This window comes from Brevibacterium sp. HMSC07C04, from assembly GCF_001815905.1.
In the GTDB taxonomy this organism is placed as follows: Bacteria; Actinomycetota; Actinomycetes; order Actinomycetales; family Brevibacteriaceae; genus Brevibacterium.
Genome location: NZ_KV823250.1, coordinates 39,632 through 58,934 on the forward strand (window position 1 = coordinate 39,632; position 19,303 = coordinate 58,934).

Here is a 19,303-nt window from a genome sequence, read left to right on the forward strand (position 1 = left end):
GAATCAAACAGATGACCGGAAGGTAAACACATGGCAGTCATGGTGACCGGCGGTGCCGGTTACATCGGTTCGCACGTTGTGCGACTGCTCAAACAGCGCGGCGATGACGTAGTCGTCGTCGATGACATGTCCAACGGAGTGCGTTCGCGTGTTGAAGGGCTTCCGGTTGTCGAAGTCGACCTCGCATCCCCGCAGGCACCTGAAGTGCTGCGCGGAGTGTTCGCTGACTACAGCGTCGACTCCGTCATCCACTTTGCCGCCAAGAAGCAGGTGGGAGAATCCGTTGAGCGTCCCCTCTGGTACTACCAGCAGAACGTCGGCGGGCTCACCAATCTGCTGCAGGCCATGGAAGACTCCGGCATTGAAACGCTCGTGTTCTCGTCTTCGGCAGCCGTGTACGGCATGCCAGACGTTGAAATGGTGCGCGAAACAACAGACTGCCACCCCATCAACCCGTACGGTCACACCAAGCTCATCGGCGAATGGCTCATCGACGCTCAAATGGCAGCCGGCAGGCTTTCCGCGGTGAAGCTGCGCTACTTCAACGTTGCAGGCACCGGCTGGTCCGACCTTGCCGACACCGCCGTGATGAACCTCATTCCCATCGTGCTCAACCGCTTTGATCAGGGCCAGCAGCCGGTTGTCTTCGGCGATGACTACGACACCCCGGACGGCACGTGCATTCGCGACTACATTCACGTGGCGGATCTCGCCGAAGCCCATATTTCCGCTCTCGACTACCTCAAGGGCGGCAATATCCGCGGAACCTCGTTCAACGTGGGCACGGGCACGGGCGCTTCGGTCCTCGAAGTCATCGACGCGGTTTCCAAGGCTCTTGGCGAAGATCTCGAACCCGTCATGGCCGACCGCCGTGCAGGCGACCCACCGCAGCTGATTGCCGATCCCACGGCAATCAACGCAGACTTGGCCTGGAAAGCGCAGTTCACCCTGGACGACATTGCTCGCAGCGCGGTTGAAAGCCGCACTCGGTGACTCCTGCTCGATCAGCGGTGACCGCTGAGTCTCCTCTCAACCGCCGTCACCGCTGCATTTTCGCTGCTTCTGCGGGCATAGCCACAGCACTGGCCTGGCTGCTGTATGGAGCAATGGCTCCCGGCGGCTTCAGCAAGGACACCGTCTTCCAGCTGGGTCAGGCTCAGCGGACGCTTCCGCTCAACGACTGGCACCCCATAGCCATGACCTGGACGTGGCAGTGGCTCATAGACCTCACGGGGACCATCAACTCGATGCTCTTCATGCAGGTCTGCGCCGCGTGGGTCTGCGCGGTGCTGACCGCGTACTACCTGCTCAAAGTGTCCCGGCGCGGATGGAGCGCGCTGGCAGGTCTGTTCATCCTGTTCATGCCCAACACCGTCAACATCGTCGGGATCGTGTGGAAGGACACCCACCTGGGCCTGGCGCTGTACTTCGCGGTGATTCTCACGCTGCTCATGCCGGTGGTGCCCAGGCTTCGCTGGGTGCTTGCGGCGCTTGCCTTCGGCGCCCTGGTCTACGGCGGGCTGGTGCGCAAGAACTCAGCCGTTGCAGTCCTGCCGATCATCGCGCTCATCGCCGTGTGGCTGCTGGTCCGCATCAAGGGCAAGAAGTCAAAGGAACAGAAGCGGACGACGGGGCAGAAGCGGACACTGTCCAAGCGGCGCAGACTGACAGCCGCCGTCGTGGCAGCAGTGAGCTTCGGTGCCGTGCTCGTAGGGGTTGACACGGGTCTCAAAGCATCGCTCCAGCCGACCGAGAATTCGCAGTTCACGCAGGTGATGCTCGACGACCTCGTATTCGCGGTGCCGCAGGAATCCATTGACGCAGCTGCGGCTCCCGCGGCGGAGAAGACGCGACTGGCCCAGGCCAAAATTTCGTGCGCCGACAAGAACACCGAACGCCGCGAAGCCGGCAAAGCGGAGATCATCTGGGACGCCTACTGGGACTGCTACGGCATGGGCGCGAACGGTGAATACACCCAGATCCAAGATCCAGCGGCCGTGACCAGCATCTGGAAGCAGACAATGCCGCAGCACCTGGACAGCTATGCCGCCTACCGCATTCAGACCACGACGAAGTTCCTCTTCACATCGAAACTCCAGTTCATCCGCGACCGCGACCGCGATTACCCCGCACAGCAGCAGATGCTTCGCGCCTCCCTGCGCACCTATGTTGTTGACTTCGGAGTTGCAGTCTTCCCGTGGCTGTTCCTGGGGGCAGTCGCAGCTGGGCTGTCTGCAGTCGGAATCGCTGTGGGTGCCAAGAAGAGACGACGTTCACCGGGTGCGCTCGTTGTATTCAGTTCAGCCATTCTGTACCTCATGACCTACGTGCCGACCGCTCCGGCGAATGACTACCGCTATGTTTTCTGGCCGTGGCTTGCCGCGATGCTGGGCTGGCTGGTGCTGTGGGCCGAAGGCCAGAAGCGCCGCCGCATGGGATGAGACGGCGCTCACAGGGGCCGTAAAGGGGTGTTCACTGGTTTTGGAGGAACAGCCCGTACAGTTCTCCTGTGCCCCAAACCACTGTTGAAAATGAAACCGCCGCGCCGAAGGCCGTGTCTGAGCGCGCTCCTCTAAGCCCTGAGCACCGCAGGGTGATGGGCGTGCTCTCAGTCATCGGCACAGTGCTCGCAGGCCTCATCATTTTTGCCATGTACCCCGGCGGTATCAGCCCTGACGGAGTTTTCCAGGTCAGGCAGATTCGCGGCGAGGTTCCGTACAACGACTGGCAGCCGGTCTCTATGACCTGGACGTGGCACCAGCTGACAAACATCTTCGGCACTGTCACGGCCCTGCTGTGGGCACAGGTCCTCTTCGGCTGGGTGTGCGCGCTGCTGACCAGCTATGTGCTGCTGAAGATCTCCCGGCGCACCTGGGTTGCCGCACTGGGCCTGTTCATGCTTTTCATGCCGAACATGGTCAACATCCTGGGCGTCTTCTACAAGGACGTGCACTTAGCGCTGGCGCTGTACCTGGCTGTTCTCATGATGTTCCTGGTGCTGCTCCAGCCGAAAGGACGCTGGGTCTGGGCCGCCGTGGCGTTCGGCAGTTTGGTCTATGCGGCGCTTGTGCGCAAGAACTCCGCCGTAGCGGTGCTGCCCATTGTTGCGGTGTTCGTGCTGTGGTTCCTGCGGGCCCGCGGCAGCCGTGTTCGGGCAGAACTGGTCAAAGTCGGCGTCATCTCTGTTCTTGCCACCGGCATTGTCGGCGGGACGGTGCTCGCAGCGGACAAAGCACTTGCCACCGCCACCGGTGCCACCCAGAACTCGCAGTTCACCCAGGTGTTCATCGACGACATCGTCTTCGGCATGCCCGAAGAGGCGATCTTTGCGGCAGATGCCCCGCAAGCAGAAAAAGACCGCATCATGTTCGCCCGCGAAACCTGCAAGAAGCGCGAAGAACAAGAAGGGCGTGAAATCATATGGGACGCCTACTGGAACTGCTACGGCCTAGGCGTCAACGGGGCATACACGGAAGTTGAGGACCCCGATGCCGTGGTCACACTGTGGAAGGCAACAGTGCCTCACCACCTGGGCGACTACGCCAAGTACCGAACTAAAACCACCTGGCGGTTCCTGACCCACACATCGTCCGTGGCCGCTGCACCGGTCCGCGGTGACCAGGTGGACTTACCGCCCACCCACCCGAAGGCACGCGACATTCACTCCGGCTACGTCTACTCAGCCGCCTACGGGTTCATGCCGTTCATGTTTCTGGGCATAACGGCGCTCGCGGCCTGCATAGTGGGCGCAGTCGTCAGTCTGCGCACACGCACCCGTTCCCTGGGGGCGTGCGCCGTTTTCACATCCGTCATCCTCTACGTCCTGACGTATTTCCCCACCGCGCCAGCAGACCTGTACCGCTACAGCTACTGGCCGTTTGCCGGAGCTATGTTCGGCTGGCTGCTGATCGCGGCGTCGCGCAGGCACACCCGCAGGCTCCGCTGTGAAAAGCAGCGCCCGATGGTCAAACGCAGCCGGACAGTCGTGCACGATTCCGCCGACACTTCTCAGTAGCCTTAGAATTCGAACCCGGACTGCCCACTGACCGTCAAACGAACGCGAGGAGACCATGCACCGTAGGTTTCGGCCGGAGATCCAGATGCTGCGCGCACTGGCCGTCGTCACCGTGGTCGTCTATCACATCAACCCGGATTTCCTGCCGGGCGGCTTTGTGGGCGTTGATGTCTTCTTCGTCATATCCGGGTTCCTCATCACAGCGCACATGCTGCGCGAAGCCGAACGCACCCAGACGGTCAACCTGCTGACATTCTGGGCGAACCGGGCTCGCCGCATCCTTCCGGCGGCGACGGTCGCGATTGTGGTCACCGCCCTGGCATCCCTGTACTTTCTGCCGCGCAGCGCTTTATCTCAAGCCGCGGTTGAAGGACTGTCCTCAGCGTTCTACGTGCAGAACTGGGCGCTGGCTTCCGGCGCGGTTGACTATCTGGGCGCCCAGAACTCGCCATCGCCGTACCAGCACTTCTGGTCGCTGTCGATCGAAGAGCAGTTCTACATTCTGTGGCCGCTGGTGGTGATCCTGGCCGTGTGGGTTGCGGGACGGACCACCGCTCGCCACTCACGAGGCGCCGTCCCCGGTATTCTGCGCAAGCTCGGCACGGCGGGGGCGCACCATGTGTCACCCGAGCATCGTTTCCACCGGACGTTCCGCATCTGCGTCGGCATTCTCTTTGCCGTCATCATCCTGGCGTCGTTCGTGTGGTCGGCGGTGCTTGTGGGCTCCGGTGATCCCACCGCGTACTTCGTCACCCAGTCCCGCATTTGGGAACTCGGCGCCGGCGGTCTGCTGGCCGTGGTTATGGTCGATACGGAGCGCTTTGCGCGTCTGCGCACGCTGTTGGCCCTTGCCGGCGTCACCGCGATTGTCGTGGCATGTATTTTCTACGACGGCACCACACCGGCGTTTCCGGGAATATCAGCGCTCCTGCCCGTGCTGGGCACCATGGCGGTCATTGCGGCCGGACGGACGCAGGGGCTGGGCTCGCTCACTCCGATTGTCGATCTGCGGGCAGTGCAGAAGATCGGCAATTGGTCGTACTCGCTGTACCTGTGGCACTTCCCCCTGGTGGTCTTCTTCACCGCGCAGTTCGAACGCCATGCCAATACCATCGAAGGCACCGGCCTGCTGGCCTTCGCGGTGGCGCTGGCTTATCTGAGCTTCACCTTTGTTGAAGAGCCCCTGCGCCGCAGCGAACTTCTGAAGAAGCGCAGGTGGCTGACAGTGGAAATCGCGGCGGTGTCCATGGTGCTTGCCGCGGTGCTCGCACTTGTTCCGCAGTGGGCGGTCAACCGTGAATACGACAGGGTGCCGGAAGCACAGGAAACATACGACACGGTTGCCGATGATCAGGCGCAGCAGAAACAGGAAGACAGTGAGCCGCTGTTCGGTGCTCGCGCAATCAGCGATCCGCTGGACACGTTCGACCTGCCAATGCACGCTGAGGGCCAGGAAGACTATTTCCCGAAGGCGGTCGATCTTATTGAAGACCGTCCCCAGTTCCCTGACGAGTGTGACCCGTACCCGAACAAGAGGGAAGCCGACACCATACGCGGCTGCACTGTCCTCAACCCGGGAGGGTCAAAAGAACTGGCCGTGGTGGGGGATTCCCATGCGGCACAGTGGGTGCCGGGACTGGAAAAGGCCCTTGACGGCACAGACTGGAAGCTGCGCGTCTACGCGAAGAACGCCTGCGGTCTGAACACGACCCCTCGTGACTACAAAAACGAAGGGCTCAACTGTGTTGAGCCGGTGAAGAAGCTCGTCAAACACCTTGTAGAAGACAAACCGGACAAGGTGCTCATTGCGAACCTCGACGTTGACGACTACGACGTCGACGCGGCGCGCGAGCAGGGTCTCGCTGACTCTGACGTTGTCGGCTACGATGGCTACATTGAAACTCTCAAGCCGCTGAAGGAAGCCGGAATCGATGTCGTCGCATTCGGCGATACCCCCATCCCGCCTTCCAATATGGCCGACTGCATGGGTCTGAATGAAGCCAACCCGGAAGAATGCAATTTCAAACGCGAAGACCCCAAACCTGACGGTGCGGATCTCGCTTTGAAACAGGCTTCGGAAGACCTCGGCATCCGCCACTGGGATCCCACACCGTATTTCTGCGGCCAGTCCACAACGTGTCCTGCCGTGGTCGGGTCGGTGGTCGTCTACCGCGACAATGACCACATTTCGGCAGCCTATTCGGAAACTTTGGCTGACTACGTGGTCAAGGCCCTGAAGATAGAAACAGCCGAACAGTGAAGAAGTCGTCCCGGTGGAGCCTGCTGCTCGTCGCACTGACAGCATTCTGCGCCGCTGGGACGATCATCGGCTTCGGCACCGGCCGGGCCGAATACGACATTGTTGAACAGTTCAAGCAGGCTGTCGGCCAGAAGCAGATGAGCGACTGGCATCCGCCGATCGTCGCCGTTGTGTGGAGAGGCCTGTACGGGCTGACCGGTTGGATCGGATCGCTGTTCGTGTGCTCGGCGCTCCTGTACTTCACCGGAGTGCTGCTGACCGCCGAGTATGTTCACCGGCGGTTGGGCAGCCGACTGGGTTCGCTCGGCGTTTTGGCCGTATCCATCAGCCCGTGGGCGTACAGCCAGATCAACATCCCGTGGAAAGACACAATCCTCACCGGTGCACTGCTGGCCGGGTGCGGCTGCGTCATGCTCATACGCCGCGGCGCCCGGTCAAAGCGGACCGCAGTTCTCGCGCTGGTCGCGGTGGGAGCGCTGATCTTTGCGACTCTGGTGCGCAAAAACGCCATAGCCGCAGTTGTGCCCATCTGCTTCTACCTGGCCTGGCAGCTGCTGCCGATTGCACACCGTACGATGCGGAAGCTGCAGGCGCGCAACAGCGCGGCCAGTTCGAGTTTGCGCAGGTTCGTCGCATGGCTCGCTGGGTCCTTTGTTCTCATCTTTGCGGTTGGTGGGGCGGCTGTCGTCGCCGATGCCGGAATCGCAAGAGTCTGGCACGTCAAGGAAACCCACCAGGAATATCAGGTGATGCTCGATGACGTCATGTTTTCGGTTCCCGAAGATGAACTCAACGCAGCCGATGTTACTCCGAAGCTGAAGAAGCGCATCAACACGTCTAGAGCTCTCTGCTATGAAAGAGGCGTATTCTACGACGCCTATTGGAACTGTTTCGGAAGAGGCCACGGCGGAGACTATCAGCCTATTGAAGAATCCCACAGACAAGGTCTGGAAAAACTGTGGCGTGAGAACGTCATCACACACCCCGCGCGCTATCTTTCCTACCGCTGGTCTGTGTACCGCTTCTATTTGACGACTTCCGCGCTGGAGTATTTCCAATATCCCGTAAACACTGCGCAGGAGATCGGGTTCGGCACCGGGCCTGAGCCGTTTGAACGTGCGGTGAAAACATATGTTTTGGATTTCGGCGTTGAGAAGCTTGGGTTCACATTCAAACCTTGGTTCTGGCTGACAGGCTGCGTTCTAGTCGCAGCTGTGGCTCTGAAGCGCAGGCGTGCGGCAGCCGCCGTGCTCACGCTGACGGCGTCAGCCTTCCTCTACACAGCCGCGTACTTTCCGGTGATCCCCGAAGCTCACTTCCGCTACACCCACTGGCCTGCCGTAGCGGTGTCTATAGCCCTGATAGCTGCTTTCACGGAACATTTCAGGGGCAAAAGCAAGCGGCCCGCCGAAACAGCCGACGGGCCGCTGCGCGAGAAGACTTCAGCGCTGTAAGGGCCTGACCGTCCTCTTCACGCGCCTTCGGAGCCTGCGATAGGGCTCCCGCAGATTTGTGGGCAGGCGTCTTTCAATCTTGCCGTTCTGGACCTTTTCCTTCTTCGGCAAAGCTCCCGGAAGATTGAGCTTGGTCAGTCGGCGCCTGCGGAAGTACCGAATATCGTCCGTGTGCTGCGCGGTCTTCAAATAGGATTCCGCATGAGTGCGCAGATGCGGAACGACCTTGGGGCGCGACGCATAGGCAATGGCTTCGATCAGACCCTGCAGACGCTCAATGTCATCGGAGGTCAGTGCACCGGCCGAACCGTCCATGACGGCGTCACAGAGGACAGCCGGAATGCGGTTGGAGTTCTCAAACGGGGTCAGCGCATTCAACACGGTCTGCGTGCCGACTGCAACAGCGGGAATGCCGTAGGCCGAGCGCGCCGTGGCAAGCGTCGTTGAGAAGCACCCGATTACAAGCGCCGGTGACAGATGCTCCAGGATTGCTTCGGCGATGACCGGACGGTTGAATATCGTGAAGCCCAGCCCCAAACCCTCAGCAGCATCGCGCAGAGCACTGACAGCAGCCGGCGGCGCTGCAGGGTGCGGTTTGAAGACCACGTGAGCGGCACCTCGGCGGTGTGCTTCTTCCAGCATGCTCACGTGCATCCGGTCTTCTTCATCCGGCGTGAGAATATCGAGAGCAGCCAGGTACTGACCGACCACCAGCGCGGTGGAAGAACCGGACAGAGAGCCCAGCTGTGCATCGAGAACAGCCCTGACAGTCTCCAGGCTTTCGACAACCACACGCCGATACGCGTCCCAGCTCAGTGCAACCGGGACGATTCCGTGTTCGCTCAACAGCACCGGGTCCAGCTGCTCAATGTAGGGCAGGTAGTGCAGAGAAGTCATGCGCTGACCATTGCTCAGATGCAGATGATTGCGCGTTGCCGCATAGGACATCAGACCGTCAGCGTGCACCCTCTGAAAAGCGGTGTGAAAGACACGGCCAATCGCCACGGCAGGGTTGACCTGCGGTGATTCGACAATCAGCTCGAGCTCAGCATCGCCGAGCTCCCAACGCTGACGCAGCAGGCGCTCCCATACGGGAAGTTCGGTATCTTCCGGGGACCACGTGGAAGGATGAATGGGCGACAGCGTGGCATTGAGGTCGACGACACGGTCAAAGCGGCTCAGCGCAGGCTGCGCTTCGGGCAGCTCCCACAGCGGTGTCGCTGTTTCAGGGGCAAGCGAATGGTTCGATACAACGAGGATGCGCTCAGAAATCGACGGGAAGTCATCTCGCACGCGCCGCTCGGCGGGCATAGCCTCAAGTGTGCTGAAAGGTTCGCCGATCGACAAAGACGCCACCTGCGGAAGCCATCCGGTGTCATACGCGCCGTCGTCAATGCCTGCGGCAAGCGTAATCACCTGAGACATAGTGGAAACAAAGAACAGCTGTTTCATGCCGATGTCCTTTCCGTTTCCGGAAGATACCAGGAAATATGCGCCTGGCGTTTGTCAGTGCTGGCTGCGAAGACTTCGCTGAAAACATCCCGCGGGATGCGCTGAGCCACCCGTCCGCCACGAGCACGAAGGGCATCCAGCACTTCCTGCGGAATGATCTGCACGGGCGGGAGATCGCTGGGATCCTTCGTGGCCTGAATGTTCCTGCGCTCTTCCTCGACCGCCGCCAGAAACATCTGCGAACGCCCACGACGGCCGGCAACGCGAAGCTTGAGATGGTCGAGAACTGAAGAATCTGCGCTCGTCTCTGCTGTGTCGACCCCGAGCTCTGCAACCGCCTGGGCATAGGCGACCGCCTGGATATAGCGCTTATGGTGATGTTCCATGAGCGCAAACAGGTTGCGGGCTGCTTTGGGGTAGAAGGTGTGACCCTCAGAGTCGTTGTCCAAGCGTTCGAAGATGAGATCAAAGGCATCGAGGAACATCAGCTGGCGCTCATCCAGAATCTGGGTGAGAGAACCGCTGACATTGCGCCGATACATGATGCCGGGAGCATCAACCACGGCAAATGATTCAGCATCCAGGTGCAGCCCCCAGATCCAGCTGCGGTCTTCGGCCGTCATGAAGTCCTTGGGAAAGTACAGCAGTCCTGAATCGCGCAGGCGCCTATGGAAGATTCCCGCCCACGCGTAGGGGTAATCGACCATGGTGTTGGTGTGGGCCGGGAGGATTCCGGTGCGGGGATTGAGCGCGCGATTCCTAACCGACATGGGTGCCCGCTTGAGACCGCGCTTGTTGCCGGTGACGGTCGTGTGGTCGCAGCGCACAAAATCGACGTGCAGACTCTCCATTGCCGCGAGCATGGTGGGCAGGTGGTTCGGGGCCAGCCAGTCATCGCCGTCGAGGAAGACGATGTATTCGCCCTCGGCCCGGTCAAGGCCCTGATTGCGGCCATTGGCCAGGCCGACATTGGTGGGGTTGGTGATGACTTCGAAGTTGTCGAACTTCGCACCGAACTCATCGAGGACTTGGGCAGTCCCGTCCGAGCTTCCGTCGTCGACTGCTATGACCTGCAGCTCTTTGAGGTCAATGGGGTCTGGCTGCAGTGGGTGGGGTTCGGCCTGCATGAGAATAGACCGGTAGACCTGCGGCAGATAGTGCGCACAGTCCTTTGCGGGAACGATAAGCGAAAGCTTGGGCATGGGGATCTTTCGGTGCTCTGAAACTGCGGTCAATTCAGTTCGCACCCCAGCGAGGGAGCCGGGGTGCGAACTGAATGTCGGTAGAGGTGGTCGGCGCGACTCAGCTGTGGACGCGCAGGGACGCGATCTTGGGTTCTTCGCCCGGCATGACGCGCTTGTTGCCGTCACCCAGAGCAGTTTCGATTTCCCGGATGTGACGTCCCAGCGCAATGAACTCAGCCGGTTCCATGGAAGCCGACTGGTCCGAACCCCACATGGTCGAATCCAGCGTGATGTGACGTTCAACGGTCACAGCGCCCAGGGCGACTGCGGCGGTGGTGATGGTGGTGCCCAGTTCGTGGCCGGAGTAGCCGACCGGAATGCCGTAGCGTTCGCGCAGAGCCGGAATCGCCAAGAGGTTCACTTCGTCCGCAGGCAGCGGGTAGGTCGAAGTTGCGTGCATGAGCACCAGGTTGTCGGTGCCGAGGATCTCCACGGCGCGGTCGATCTGTTCGAGAGTCGACATTCCGGTCGACATGATGAGCGGTTTGCCGGTGTCGCGCAGAGCTTCGAGCAGCTTGACGTCCGTGATGGAGGCCGAAGCGACCTTGTGGGTGACAGCGTCGAACTTCTCCAGGAAGTTCACCGAGTCAACATCCCACGGGCTTGCAAACCACTGCAGGCCCAGCTCCTTGGCGTAGCGGTCGATTTCGGTGTACTGCTCGTCTTCGAACTCAACGCGGTACTTGTATTCCAGGTAGGTCATTTCGCCCCAGGGTGTGGAGCGCGGCTTCGACTTCTGGTGTTCCGGTACCGCAACTTCGGGGTTGCGCTTCTGGAACTTCACGGCCTGTGCGCCGGCAACCTTCGACACGTCCATGAGCTGCTTGGCCAGTTCGACGTCACCGTTGTGGTTGATGCCGATTTCGCCGATCAGGTAGGTGGGGTTGCCCGGTCCGACCTTGTGTTCGCCGATGCCGACGGGGGTGATGGTCTTTCCTGCGCTGGTGGTGGAGTAGGGGACAGCGGTCATGTCAATCCTTTCGGGTAGGTGGTTTTCGGCTCAGAGTGTGGTGGGTGAGTCGGGTTCTTGGGCACTCGCAGAATGGCGAGTGGGCACATGGACGAGGTCGCAGACCTCGCGGACGGCACCTCGGCCGCCTTCTGCTGCCAACACGTGGCGGGCGGCGGCGAGAACAGCCGGGTGGGCGTCGGCGACGGCAATCGGCCAGCCGACTTCGCTGAACGCTTCGAGGTCGTTGACGTCATTGCCGACATAGGCGACCCGGGCGGGGTCCAGCCCGTGCGAAGCCATCCAGTCGGCGATCACGCTGGCCTTGTTGTCGATGCCCTGGGCGACTTCCACCCGCAGCTTCTCTGCGCGGCGGGTGACCACGGGGTTGCGCTCCTTGGACAGGATGAGGAACGGAACACCTGCCTTGACCAGGCGGGAGACTCCCATGCCGTCGCCGCGGTGGACCGGCACGGTCTCGGTGCCGTCCTCTGCGGTGAACACGCGGTCGTCAGTGTGCACGCCGTCGAAGTCCGTGACAACCGCGTCGATGTCGAGTTCGCTCAGCTGTGATGTGTCCTGCTGGCGCTGATCAGCCAGCGCGCGCAGCAGCGTGAGATCGGACAGCGAATCGATTTCGCGGGCGTCGTCTTCCGGGACTTCCTGGATGCCGATCGAACCGAAGAAGCGGTGGCCCGATTCCTGAAAGCCCGCGGTGCGCATGACGTAGAACGCGCCGGTTTCGGAGTAGTGCGGTTCGCGGTCTTGGCGGCGGGGTCGAAATTCCGCGCTGTGGCCGACGGCTTCGGCGGTGTTGTCCGAGCTGAGCTTCCACAGGAACGAATGGTCAACAGCGGCTGAGAAGACAACGTCGTGGCGTCCGGCGGCCACGGCCTCTGTTGCTTCGTCGAGGTCCTGCGGGCTGATGAACGGCGAGGTGCACTGAATGAACACCGTGATGTCAAAGGGGCGGTGGGTGCGGCTGAGCTGCGCGAGCGTGTAGAGCAGGGCGGATTCGCTGGAAGCTGTGTCACCGCTGATGTCGTCGGGGCGCATGACGACTTCGGCCCCGTGAGCGCGTGCTTCTTCTGCAATGCCCTGGTGGTCGGTGGAAACGACGACGGTATCGATTCCCGTGCTTCTCTGTGCCGCTTCGATAGCACGCGCCAAAAGGGAGCGTCCGCCGATCTTCTGCAGGTTCTTCAGGGGGATTCCCTTGGAACCGCCGCGGGCCGGAATGATTGCCACCGCCGATGCGCGTTGTGTATCCGATGTGTTTGCTGTGGCGGGGGACGGGGGAGTGTTGGCTGAAATGGTCATAGGGGGCCATTATCAGGACTCCGTTGCGAACAGAACTTTAAATCAAAGCAACACTCCAGTTGGTTTCCGGTTAACCTTCCTTCCGAAACTGGACGGGTTTTGCTGAGGGTGTGTTTGCATGCGGTGCTGTAGGCAGGCGCGATTGAGTTGCCCGACTTCTGCCGGTGCGGATGTGCCGGGGAGGTTGGCTGTGTGCGGCAGGGCCGGTCAGATCCAGGTGGGGTTGAGCATGCGCATGCGCCACGAATCGTAGGGGATCGTGGCGCCCGTCCAAATGGGGTAGTAGAAGGCAAACACGAGGACCGCGGCTGCCAGAATCACGGCAACCGCCAGTCGGCGCGCACGCAGGGACTGTGCTGCCGCACCCTGGACGGCCGTGCCGCCTGTGGCTCTTCCCCAGACGATCCCCAGAGCGTAGACGAGTGCGAGAACAATGAACGGCACCATGACGATGGTGTAGAAGGTGAAGATGGTGCGGTGCTGGTAGTTGAACCACGGCAGCCACACGGCCGCCAGTCCGGCAAGAACCGCGCCGGCTCGCCAGTCACGGCGCAGCACCCAGGCCAGCAGCACTACGACGAGTGCCGCGGTGCCCAGACCCCACACCACCGGGTTGCCCACGGCGAGAATCGCAGCCGAACACTTGTCCACTGCGCAGCCGTGTTCGCCAGGGCCATAGGAGCGGTAGTAGAAGCTGGTGGGCCGCCACTGAACTGTCCAGCCCCATGGATTCGACATGTAGGTGTGCGGTTTGTCCAGTCCTACGTGGAAGTTGTAGGCCGTGTAGTGGTAGTGCGCGAGGCTGACCAGCCAGTCCGGCAGGAAGTCCCACCAGCCGCTGTTGTCAGCCGCCCAGCCGCGGTCCCAGCCCTTGGGGCTGAGAATCCACCCGGTCCAGCACAGCAGGTACACGATTCCGGCAACCGGGACGAGCGACATGAACGCCGGCACGGAGTCCTTGCCGAGAGCGGCAAGCCACGGGCGGCTGACACCGGCCGCACGGCGGTTGGCAACATCCCACAGCACGATCATGATGCCGAAAACAGCCAGTGCGTACAGGCCGTTCCACTTGACGCCACAGGCCAGGCCTAGGGCAATGCCGCCGGCCAGCCGCCAGGGGCGAAGCCCAAGAGAAGGGCCGAACGAAGCGGGCATGAACCATGATTTGGGGCTCGGGCTGTGCTGCTTTTCGAGGTGAGGCTCGCCAGCGTGCTGCAGTGCGGTGCGCTGCAGGATCTTCCGGCGGGCGTCATCGCGGTCGATGAGCAGCAGCCAGAACGCGATGAGCACGAAGAACATGACGAAGATGTCCAGCAGGCCGGTGCGCGAATGAACGAAGTGCTGACCGTCAGCTGCCAGGAGAAGGGCCGCCGCGGTGCCTAGCCATACCGAACCGAACATGCGGATGGCAATGCGGGCGATGATCACGATGGTGAGCGTGCCGATGAGCGCTGCGGCAAAGCGCCAGCCGAAGGGGTTTGCTCCGCCGTCGAAGAGCAGCTGCCCTGCGCCGAGCATCCATTTGCCCAGCGGTGGGTGGACTACATAGGAAGGATCGCCGCTCAGAGCAGAGAAATCACCGGCGGCGAACTTGTCGTTGGCGTCTTCTGCCCATTTGAGTTCGACTCCGTGGTGGGCAACGGAGTGGGCGTCTTTGACGTAGTAGGTTTCATCGAACACGAGTTCGCCAGGATGGTCCAGACGCAGCATGCGCAGCACCCCGCCGATCACGGCGATCAGCAGCGGCCACACCCAGCCCCACACAGAACTCAGTGCGGGATTCTGCGGCACCTGAGCGCGCGGTCTGGGGTGCCGGATGCGCGTTGATCCGGTGCCGCTGCGCGCGTCTGCTGTCAAGGAACTCACGACGCCAGTCTAAAGCCAGGCTCTGACACAGCTGAGCTGACAGTGCCGGGGCGGTCATGACTACACTGGGCGGATACGCATCCCGATATTCGAGGAGCCGCCGTGTCCAGTTCACACATCCCCCAGCCGCCGGACGAACAGCCGCAGAGCAGTCTGCAGCCGTATTCGCACTCTGAAAGCGGCTATACAAGCCCGTCCTACGGACAGTCGCAGTATGGCCACCAGGAGCACCCCTACGGTCAGCGGGCGTTTGGGCAGTACGGCTATGGTCCAGCGCACGGGCAGGCTTATGGACAGCCCTACGGCCAGCCGGCGGGCTATTACCAATCGCCGGGCACCAACGGCTTGGCAATCGGATCGCTGGTCAGCTCGCTTGTCGGATTCGTTCTGGGGTGGACCTTCAGCCCGCTCTTCCTGGGTCTGCTGGTCGGCATCGTTCTGGGGCACGTCTCTCTGTCCCAGATCAAGAAGACGGGCGAACAGGGTCGAAGCATGGCATTGGGCGGGCTGATCTGCGGCTACATCGGCACCGGCCTTGTTGTGCTGTTCCTGTTGGGCATGCTCGCGTTCTTCGGCCTTATTATCGGTGCGGGAACGCTCGCAAACTCGTGAACGACCACCCGGACCGAGCTGCACTCGTGCTTGTGGGCACGCCGCTTGGCAACCTCGGGGACGCTTCGCCGCGCATGCGCGAAGAGATCGCTGCGGCTGACCTCATCGCGGCCGAAGATACCCGCCGGTTCCTCGACCTTGCCGAACGGCTCGCGGTCCAACACACGGCCAAGATCATGAGCCTGTTCGACCACAACGAACAGTCCCGCGCCGAAAAAATCGCCGATGCCGTCGATTCTGGCATGCGCGTCGTGCTGCTCACCGACGCCGGTATGCCCGGCGTTTCCGACCCCGGATACCAGGTGGTCAAAGCCGTATCCGATCGCGGCCTGCCCGTGACCAGTGCGCCCGGCCCCACCGCCGTGACAACCGCGCTGGCGCTGTCGGGACTGCCCACCGACCGCTTCACCTTCGAGGGCTTCCTGCCGCGCAAAGCCGGCAAGCGCCGCAGTCTCCTGCAGTCACTGCAGAGCGAAGAGCGCACCATGGTCTTCTACGAAGCCCCACACAGGATCGTCCAGTCAGTCGAAGCGATTGTCGAAGTGTTCGGCCCCAACCGCAGGATCGCACTGTGCCGAGAGCTCACCAAACTGCACGAGGAAGTCATCCGCGGCCGCGCCGTGGACGTGCTGGCCGACATAGCCGACGGGGTGAGAGGTGAAATCGCCCTGGTCGTATCTGGCACTGACGGTCCAGGGCTCGAACCGGATGATGTGCTCGAACGGGTTTCAGAACTCGTCACTCAGGGCATGCGCGGCAAAGACGCGGCCGCTCAGGTTGCCAAAACCGCGGGACTGAAGACTCGCGAGGTCTACGAAGCCTATCTGCACCGGGACTGACCCCGGCCTGCCGCGAAGAGAACCAGGGCGGTGCAGCCGAAGGTGGGCGGCGCCTCGTGATGTCAGTGACCGCCCGTAGACTGTGCCACATGAGCTTCTATATGACCACGGCGATCGCCTACCCCAACGGCCAGCCGCACATCGGCCACGCCTACGAATACATCGCAGCGGACACGATCGCGCGGTTCAAGCGCCTGGACGGCGAAAACACGTTCTTCATGACCGGCACTGACGAACACGGTCTGAAAATGCAGCAGACCGCCCAAAAAGAGGGCATCAGCACCCGCGAACTCGCCGATCGCAACGCCGCGAAATTCCAGAAGCTCCACGACGACCTCAACTGCAGCTACGACCGCTTCATCCGCACAACGGACGAAGACCACCTCAAGGCCAGTCAGTTCATCTGGCAGAAGATGGTCGATGCCGGGGACATCTACCTGGACAAATACTCCGGCTGGTACTCGGTGCGGGACGAGGCCTACTACGCTGACGACGAAACCACGCTGCGCGAAGACGGCACCCGCGTTTCCATCAGCACCGACACGGAAGTCGAATGGACAGAGGAAGAGTCCTACTTCTTCCGCCTGTCGGCCTACCAGGACAAACTGCTCAAACTCTACGAAGAGCACCCCGAATACGTCGGCCCGGACAGCCGCCGCAACGAAGTCATCGGCTTTGTGTCACAGGGGCTGCAGGACCTCTCGATTTCGCGCACGACCTTCGACTGGGGCGTGCCGGTTCCAGGCGATGACAAGCACGTCATGTACGTGTGGGTCGACGCGCTGACCAACTACCTCACCGGCGTGGGCTACCCGGATGTCGAATCTGAGTCGTTCCGCGAATTCTGGCCGGCTGATGTGCACATCATCGGCAAAGACATCCTGCGCTTCCACTCGGTCTACTGGCCGGCATTCCTCATGAGCGCGGGCCTCGAACTGCCCAAGCGCGTCCACGCCCACGGCTTCCTGTTCAACAAGGGCGAAAAGATGTCCAAGTCGATCGGCAATGTGGTCGACCCCTATGACCTCATCGACAGCTTCGGACTCGATACCCTGCGCTACTTTGTGCTGCGGGAGATCTCCTACGGTCAGGACGGCTCCTATTCCGCCGAAGGCATCATTTCGCGCAAGAACGCTGACCTCGCCAATGAATACGGCAATCTGGCGCAGCGTTCGCTGTCCATGGTCGCCAAAAACCTCGGCGGGACTGTGCCGGACGTTTCCGACGACGAATTCACTGATGACGACCGCGAACTTCTGGACGCGGCCGCGGCTCTGCTGAACAAGGCGCGTTCGGAAGTGCAGCTGCAGGAACTCCACCGCTATGTGGGCGCCCTGTGGCGGGTGCTCGAAGCTGCCAACCGCTATTTCTCCGCGCAGGAACCGTGGAAACTGCGCAAAACCGACGAGCGCCGCATGACGGTAGTTCTCTACACGACTCTCGAAGTCCTGCGCCGAGTTACCATTCTGGTTCAGCCGGTCATGCCCGAATCCGCGTCCAAAGTGCTCGACCTTCTGGGTGTGGAAGCCGGTACGGCAGAAGCTGGTGCGCACAATATCGAAGCCGACGACCCGCGCAGCTTCGCAGCTTTGGATGTGCGCCTGAGCGGCGGCACCGAACTGCCCAAGCCCGAACCCGTATTTCCCAAATACACAGAACCGGAGGACTGATAGGCGTGGCCTCACGCGCAGCGGGGGAGTACCCGGAAGTACCGGAACGTCTGGCGACACCCGGTGTTGACGCCCACACCCACCTGGACATCTGCACCGGCGTGCGCCTGCCGCTGAAAGCAGGCGAAGTCATCGCAGAAGACGTCCAACCCGGCGAAGACGAAGAGTTTCCGCCGATGTCGTTCTTCTACGAATCCGCCATGGCCGCCGGCATCGAACGCGTAGTCCAAATCGGCTGCAACCTGCCGGCCGCCCGCTGGACGGCCGACACCGTGGCCTCCGAAGCTGCCGCTGGAAGGCCGTGGCTGCTGGGCGGGGTTGCACTGCATCCAAACGAAGCGCCGACGTTGGCCCGCGCGGGCCAACTGGACGAAGCCCTGGCGGAAATCGACGAACTCGCAGGCCGTGAGCGCGTGCGAGTTGTCGGGGAAACCGGACTCGACTACTTCCGCACCGACGCATCGGACAGTGCGGACATGAGGGCGCAGAAAGAATCGTTCCGCGCGCACATCGAAATCGCCAAGCGCCGCGGTCTGGCACTGCAGATCCACGACCGCGAGGCACACAGTGACGTTCTCGACACCCTTGCTGAAGTCGGGGCGCCAGAGGTCACCATCCTCCACTGCTTCTCCGGCGATGTTGCGATGGCCCAAGAGTGCGCTCGCCGCGGATACTTCATGTCCTTTGCTGGAAACATCACGTTCAAAAACGCCGACGGGCTGCGCGAAGCCGCAGCGGTCGTGCCAGATGAACTCCTGCTGACTGAAACCGATGCGCCGTTCCTCACCCCTCCCCCGCACCGCGGCAAGCCCGGCGGGCCGTATCTCGCGGCACTCAACGCGCGCAAGCTGGCCGAAGTGCGCGGAGTCACCGAAGAGCACATTGCGAACGTCACCACCGCCAATGCTCTGCGGGCAATCGGGGAGTGGTCCTGACTGACAGCGGTTAGCACTCGGCTTGACCGAGTGCCAGGGGCGGACTACAGTCTGAATTAGCACCTGAGTGGTGCGAGTGCTAATCGCTGAACAGTGAGCTGAGCACAGGGCTCAGCCGGAAACCTCAGCACACCGCACTCGTCAAGGACCGTTCCCGCCGGCACCCGCGACGACGGCAGGAAACAGACCAAAGCGGGCGGCGCCTCGTCAGAAGACAGCGCCCCAGCTGTCCCCTCCGCTCAAGTTGACCACAGCAACCTTCATACAACTGATCGAAGGAGTTTCCTCCATGTCGGTGAACATCAAGCCGCTTGAAGACCGGATCGTCGTCCGTCAGGTCGAAGCCGAGCAGACCACTGCCTCCGGCCTCGTCATCCCGGACACCGCCAAGGAAAAGCCGCAGGAAGGCGAAGTCGTCGCAGTCGGACCCGGACGCGTTGCCGAAAACGGCACCCGCGTGCCCGTCGACGTTGAAGTCGGCGACAAAGTCATCTACTCCAAGTACGGCGGCACCGAAGTCAAGTACGCAGGCGAAGAGTACCTGGTGCTCTCGGCTCGCGATGTCCTCGCAGTCATCGCCTGATCACTTCCGCACCAACAGCAGCTGCCGCTCCCTAGAGGCAGAGCCCGCCCCACGGGCAAGGCGCTCACCCAATAGGCAAAGGCTTACAGAAAGAGAAGTGAACC

At 61.7% G+C, this 19,303-nt stretch carries 15 protein-coding genes; 10 read left to right on the plus strand and 5 right to left on the minus strand.

What is annotated here, in order from left to right:
• Window positions 1-30: 30 nt before the first annotated feature.
• The 5 genes from galE to HMPREF3162_RS03770 all read left to right on the plus strand — a co-directional run bounded on the left by galE (window position 31) and on the right by HMPREF3162_RS03770 (window position 7,729).
• Window positions 31-993, plus strand: coding sequence for a UDP-glucose 4-epimerase GalE (gene galE, locus HMPREF3162_RS03750; RefSeq protein WP_070776950.1), 963 nt, complete (start codon window positions 31-33; stop codon window positions 991-993).
• Window positions 994-1,010: 17 nt separating this feature from the next.
• Window positions 1,011-2,441: a hypothetical protein gene (locus tag HMPREF3162_RS03755; protein WP_070776951.1), complete on the plus strand. Its 1,431-nt coding sequence runs from the start codon at window positions 1,011-1,013 to the stop codon at window positions 2,439-2,441.
• Window positions 2,442-2,509: 68 nt separating this feature from the next.
• Entirely contained in the window at window positions 2,510-4,015 is a 1,506-nt protein-coding gene (locus tag HMPREF3162_RS03760; protein WP_141759538.1) for a hypothetical protein, read from the plus strand.
• 55 nt (window positions 4,016-4,070) lie between these two features.
• A complete protein-coding gene (locus HMPREF3162_RS03765; protein WP_083304161.1) occupies window positions 4,071-6,275 on the plus strand; it encodes an acyltransferase family protein in 2,205 nt (734 codons plus the stop codon).
• Complete coding sequence (locus tag HMPREF3162_RS03770) at window positions 6,272-7,729, plus strand: hypothetical protein (protein WP_070776953.1); 1,458 nt, start codon at window positions 6,272-6,274, stop codon at window positions 7,727-7,729. Before HMPREF3162_RS03765 ends, HMPREF3162_RS03770 begins: the two co-directional genes overlap by 4 nt.
• On the opposite strand, the gene HMPREF3162_RS03775 is transcribed toward HMPREF3162_RS03770, so the two are convergent.
• The 5 genes from HMPREF3162_RS03775 to HMPREF3162_RS03795 form a co-directional block, all read right to left on the minus strand.
• Window positions 7,718-9,181: a polysialyltransferase family glycosyltransferase gene (locus tag HMPREF3162_RS03775; RefSeq protein ID WP_070776954.1), complete on the minus strand. Its 1,464-nt coding sequence runs from the start codon at window positions 9,179-9,181 to the stop codon at window positions 7,718-7,720. The two genes, HMPREF3162_RS03770 and HMPREF3162_RS03775, sit on opposite strands and share 12 nt — an antisense overlap.
• The gene (locus tag HMPREF3162_RS03780; RefSeq protein ID WP_070776955.1) at window positions 9,178-10,383 is read right to left on the minus strand and encodes a glycosyltransferase family 2 protein; all 1,206 of its coding nucleotides are present in this window, start codon (window positions 10,381-10,383) and stop codon (window positions 9,178-9,180) included. The genes HMPREF3162_RS03775 and HMPREF3162_RS03780 overlap by 4 nt, the downstream gene beginning before the upstream one ends.
• Window positions 10,384-10,483: 100 nt before the next feature.
• Entirely contained in the window at window positions 10,484-11,395 is a 912-nt protein-coding gene (locus HMPREF3162_RS03785; RefSeq protein ID WP_070776956.1) for an N-acetylneuraminate synthase family protein, read from the minus strand.
• Between the two features lie 30 nt (window positions 11,396-11,425).
• A complete protein-coding gene (locus tag HMPREF3162_RS03790; protein WP_070574637.1) occupies window positions 11,426-12,694 on the minus strand; it encodes an acylneuraminate cytidylyltransferase in 1,269 nt (422 codons plus the stop codon).
• 207 nt (window positions 12,695-12,901) lie between these two features.
• The gene (locus HMPREF3162_RS03795; protein ID WP_256282676.1) at window positions 12,902-14,560 is read right to left on the minus strand and encodes a dolichyl-phosphate-mannose--protein mannosyltransferase; all 1,659 of its coding nucleotides are present in this window, start codon (window positions 14,558-14,560) and stop codon (window positions 12,902-12,904) included.
• A gap of 102 nt (window positions 14,561-14,662) precedes the next feature.
• Between HMPREF3162_RS03795 and HMPREF3162_RS03800 the strand changes: the two genes are divergently transcribed.
• From HMPREF3162_RS03800 to groES, 5 genes are all read left to right on the plus strand, one after another.
• Entirely contained in the window at window positions 14,663-15,172 is a 510-nt protein-coding gene (locus HMPREF3162_RS03800) for a DUF4190 domain-containing protein (RefSeq protein ID WP_070776957.1), read from the plus strand.
• Complete coding sequence (gene rsmI / locus HMPREF3162_RS03805; RefSeq protein WP_070776958.1) at window positions 15,169-16,011, plus strand: 16S rRNA (cytidine(1402)-2'-O)-methyltransferase; 843 nt, start codon at window positions 15,169-15,171, stop codon at window positions 16,009-16,011. The genes HMPREF3162_RS03800 and rsmI overlap by 4 nt, the downstream gene beginning before the upstream one ends.
• An 89-nt stretch (window positions 16,012-16,100) precedes the next feature.
• Window positions 16,101-17,681, plus strand: a complete 1,581-nt coding sequence (gene metG, locus HMPREF3162_RS03810) for a methionine--tRNA ligase (RefSeq protein WP_070776959.1) — start codon at window positions 16,101-16,103, stop codon at window positions 17,679-17,681.
• 5 nt (window positions 17,682-17,686) lie between these two features.
• The gene (locus HMPREF3162_RS03815; RefSeq protein WP_070776960.1) at window positions 17,687-18,616 is read left to right on the plus strand and encodes a TatD family hydrolase; all 930 of its coding nucleotides are present in this window, start codon (window positions 17,687-17,689) and stop codon (window positions 18,614-18,616) included.
• A gap of 289 nt (window positions 18,617-18,905) precedes the next feature.
• Window positions 18,906-19,199 carry a co-chaperone GroES gene (gene groES / locus HMPREF3162_RS03820; RefSeq protein WP_070574627.1) on the plus strand — a complete coding sequence of 98 codons (294 nt, stop codon included), beginning with the start codon at window positions 18,906-18,908 and terminating at the stop codon, window positions 19,197-19,199.
• The last annotated feature ends 104 nt before the right edge of the window (window positions 19,200-19,303 follow it).

What these genes read in the sequence shown, in the direction of transcription:
- galE (WP_070776950.1), top strand. Translation starts at nt 31, where the DNA reads ATGGCAGTCATGGTGACCGGCGGTGCCGGTTACATCGGTTCGCACGTT.
- HMPREF3162_RS03765 (WP_083304161.1), top strand. Translation starts at nt 4,071, where the DNA reads ATGCACCGTAGGTTTCGGCCGGAGATCCAGATGCTGCGCGCACTGGCC.
- HMPREF3162_RS03775 (WP_070776954.1), bottom strand. Translation starts at nt 9,181, where the DNA reads ATGAAACAGCTGTTCTTTGTTTCCACTATGTCTCAGGTGATTACGCTT.
- HMPREF3162_RS03780 (WP_070776955.1), bottom strand. Translation starts at nt 10,383, where the DNA reads ATGCCCAAGCTTTCGCTTATCGTTCCCGCAAAGGACTGTGCGCACTAT.
- HMPREF3162_RS03785 (WP_070776956.1), bottom strand. Translation starts at nt 11,395, where the DNA reads ATGACCGCTGTCCCCTACTCCACCACCAGCGCAGGAAAGACCATCACC.
- HMPREF3162_RS03790 (WP_070574637.1), bottom strand. Translation starts at nt 12,694, where the DNA reads ATGACCATTTCAGCCAACACTCCCCCGTCCCCCGCCACAGCAAACACA.
- metG (WP_070776959.1), top strand. Translation starts at nt 16,101, where the DNA reads ATGAGCTTCTATATGACCACGGCGATCGCCTACCCCAACGGCCAGCCG.
- groES (WP_070574627.1), top strand. Translation starts at nt 18,906, where the DNA reads ATGTCGGTGAACATCAAGCCGCTTGAAGACCGGATCGTCGTCCGTCAG.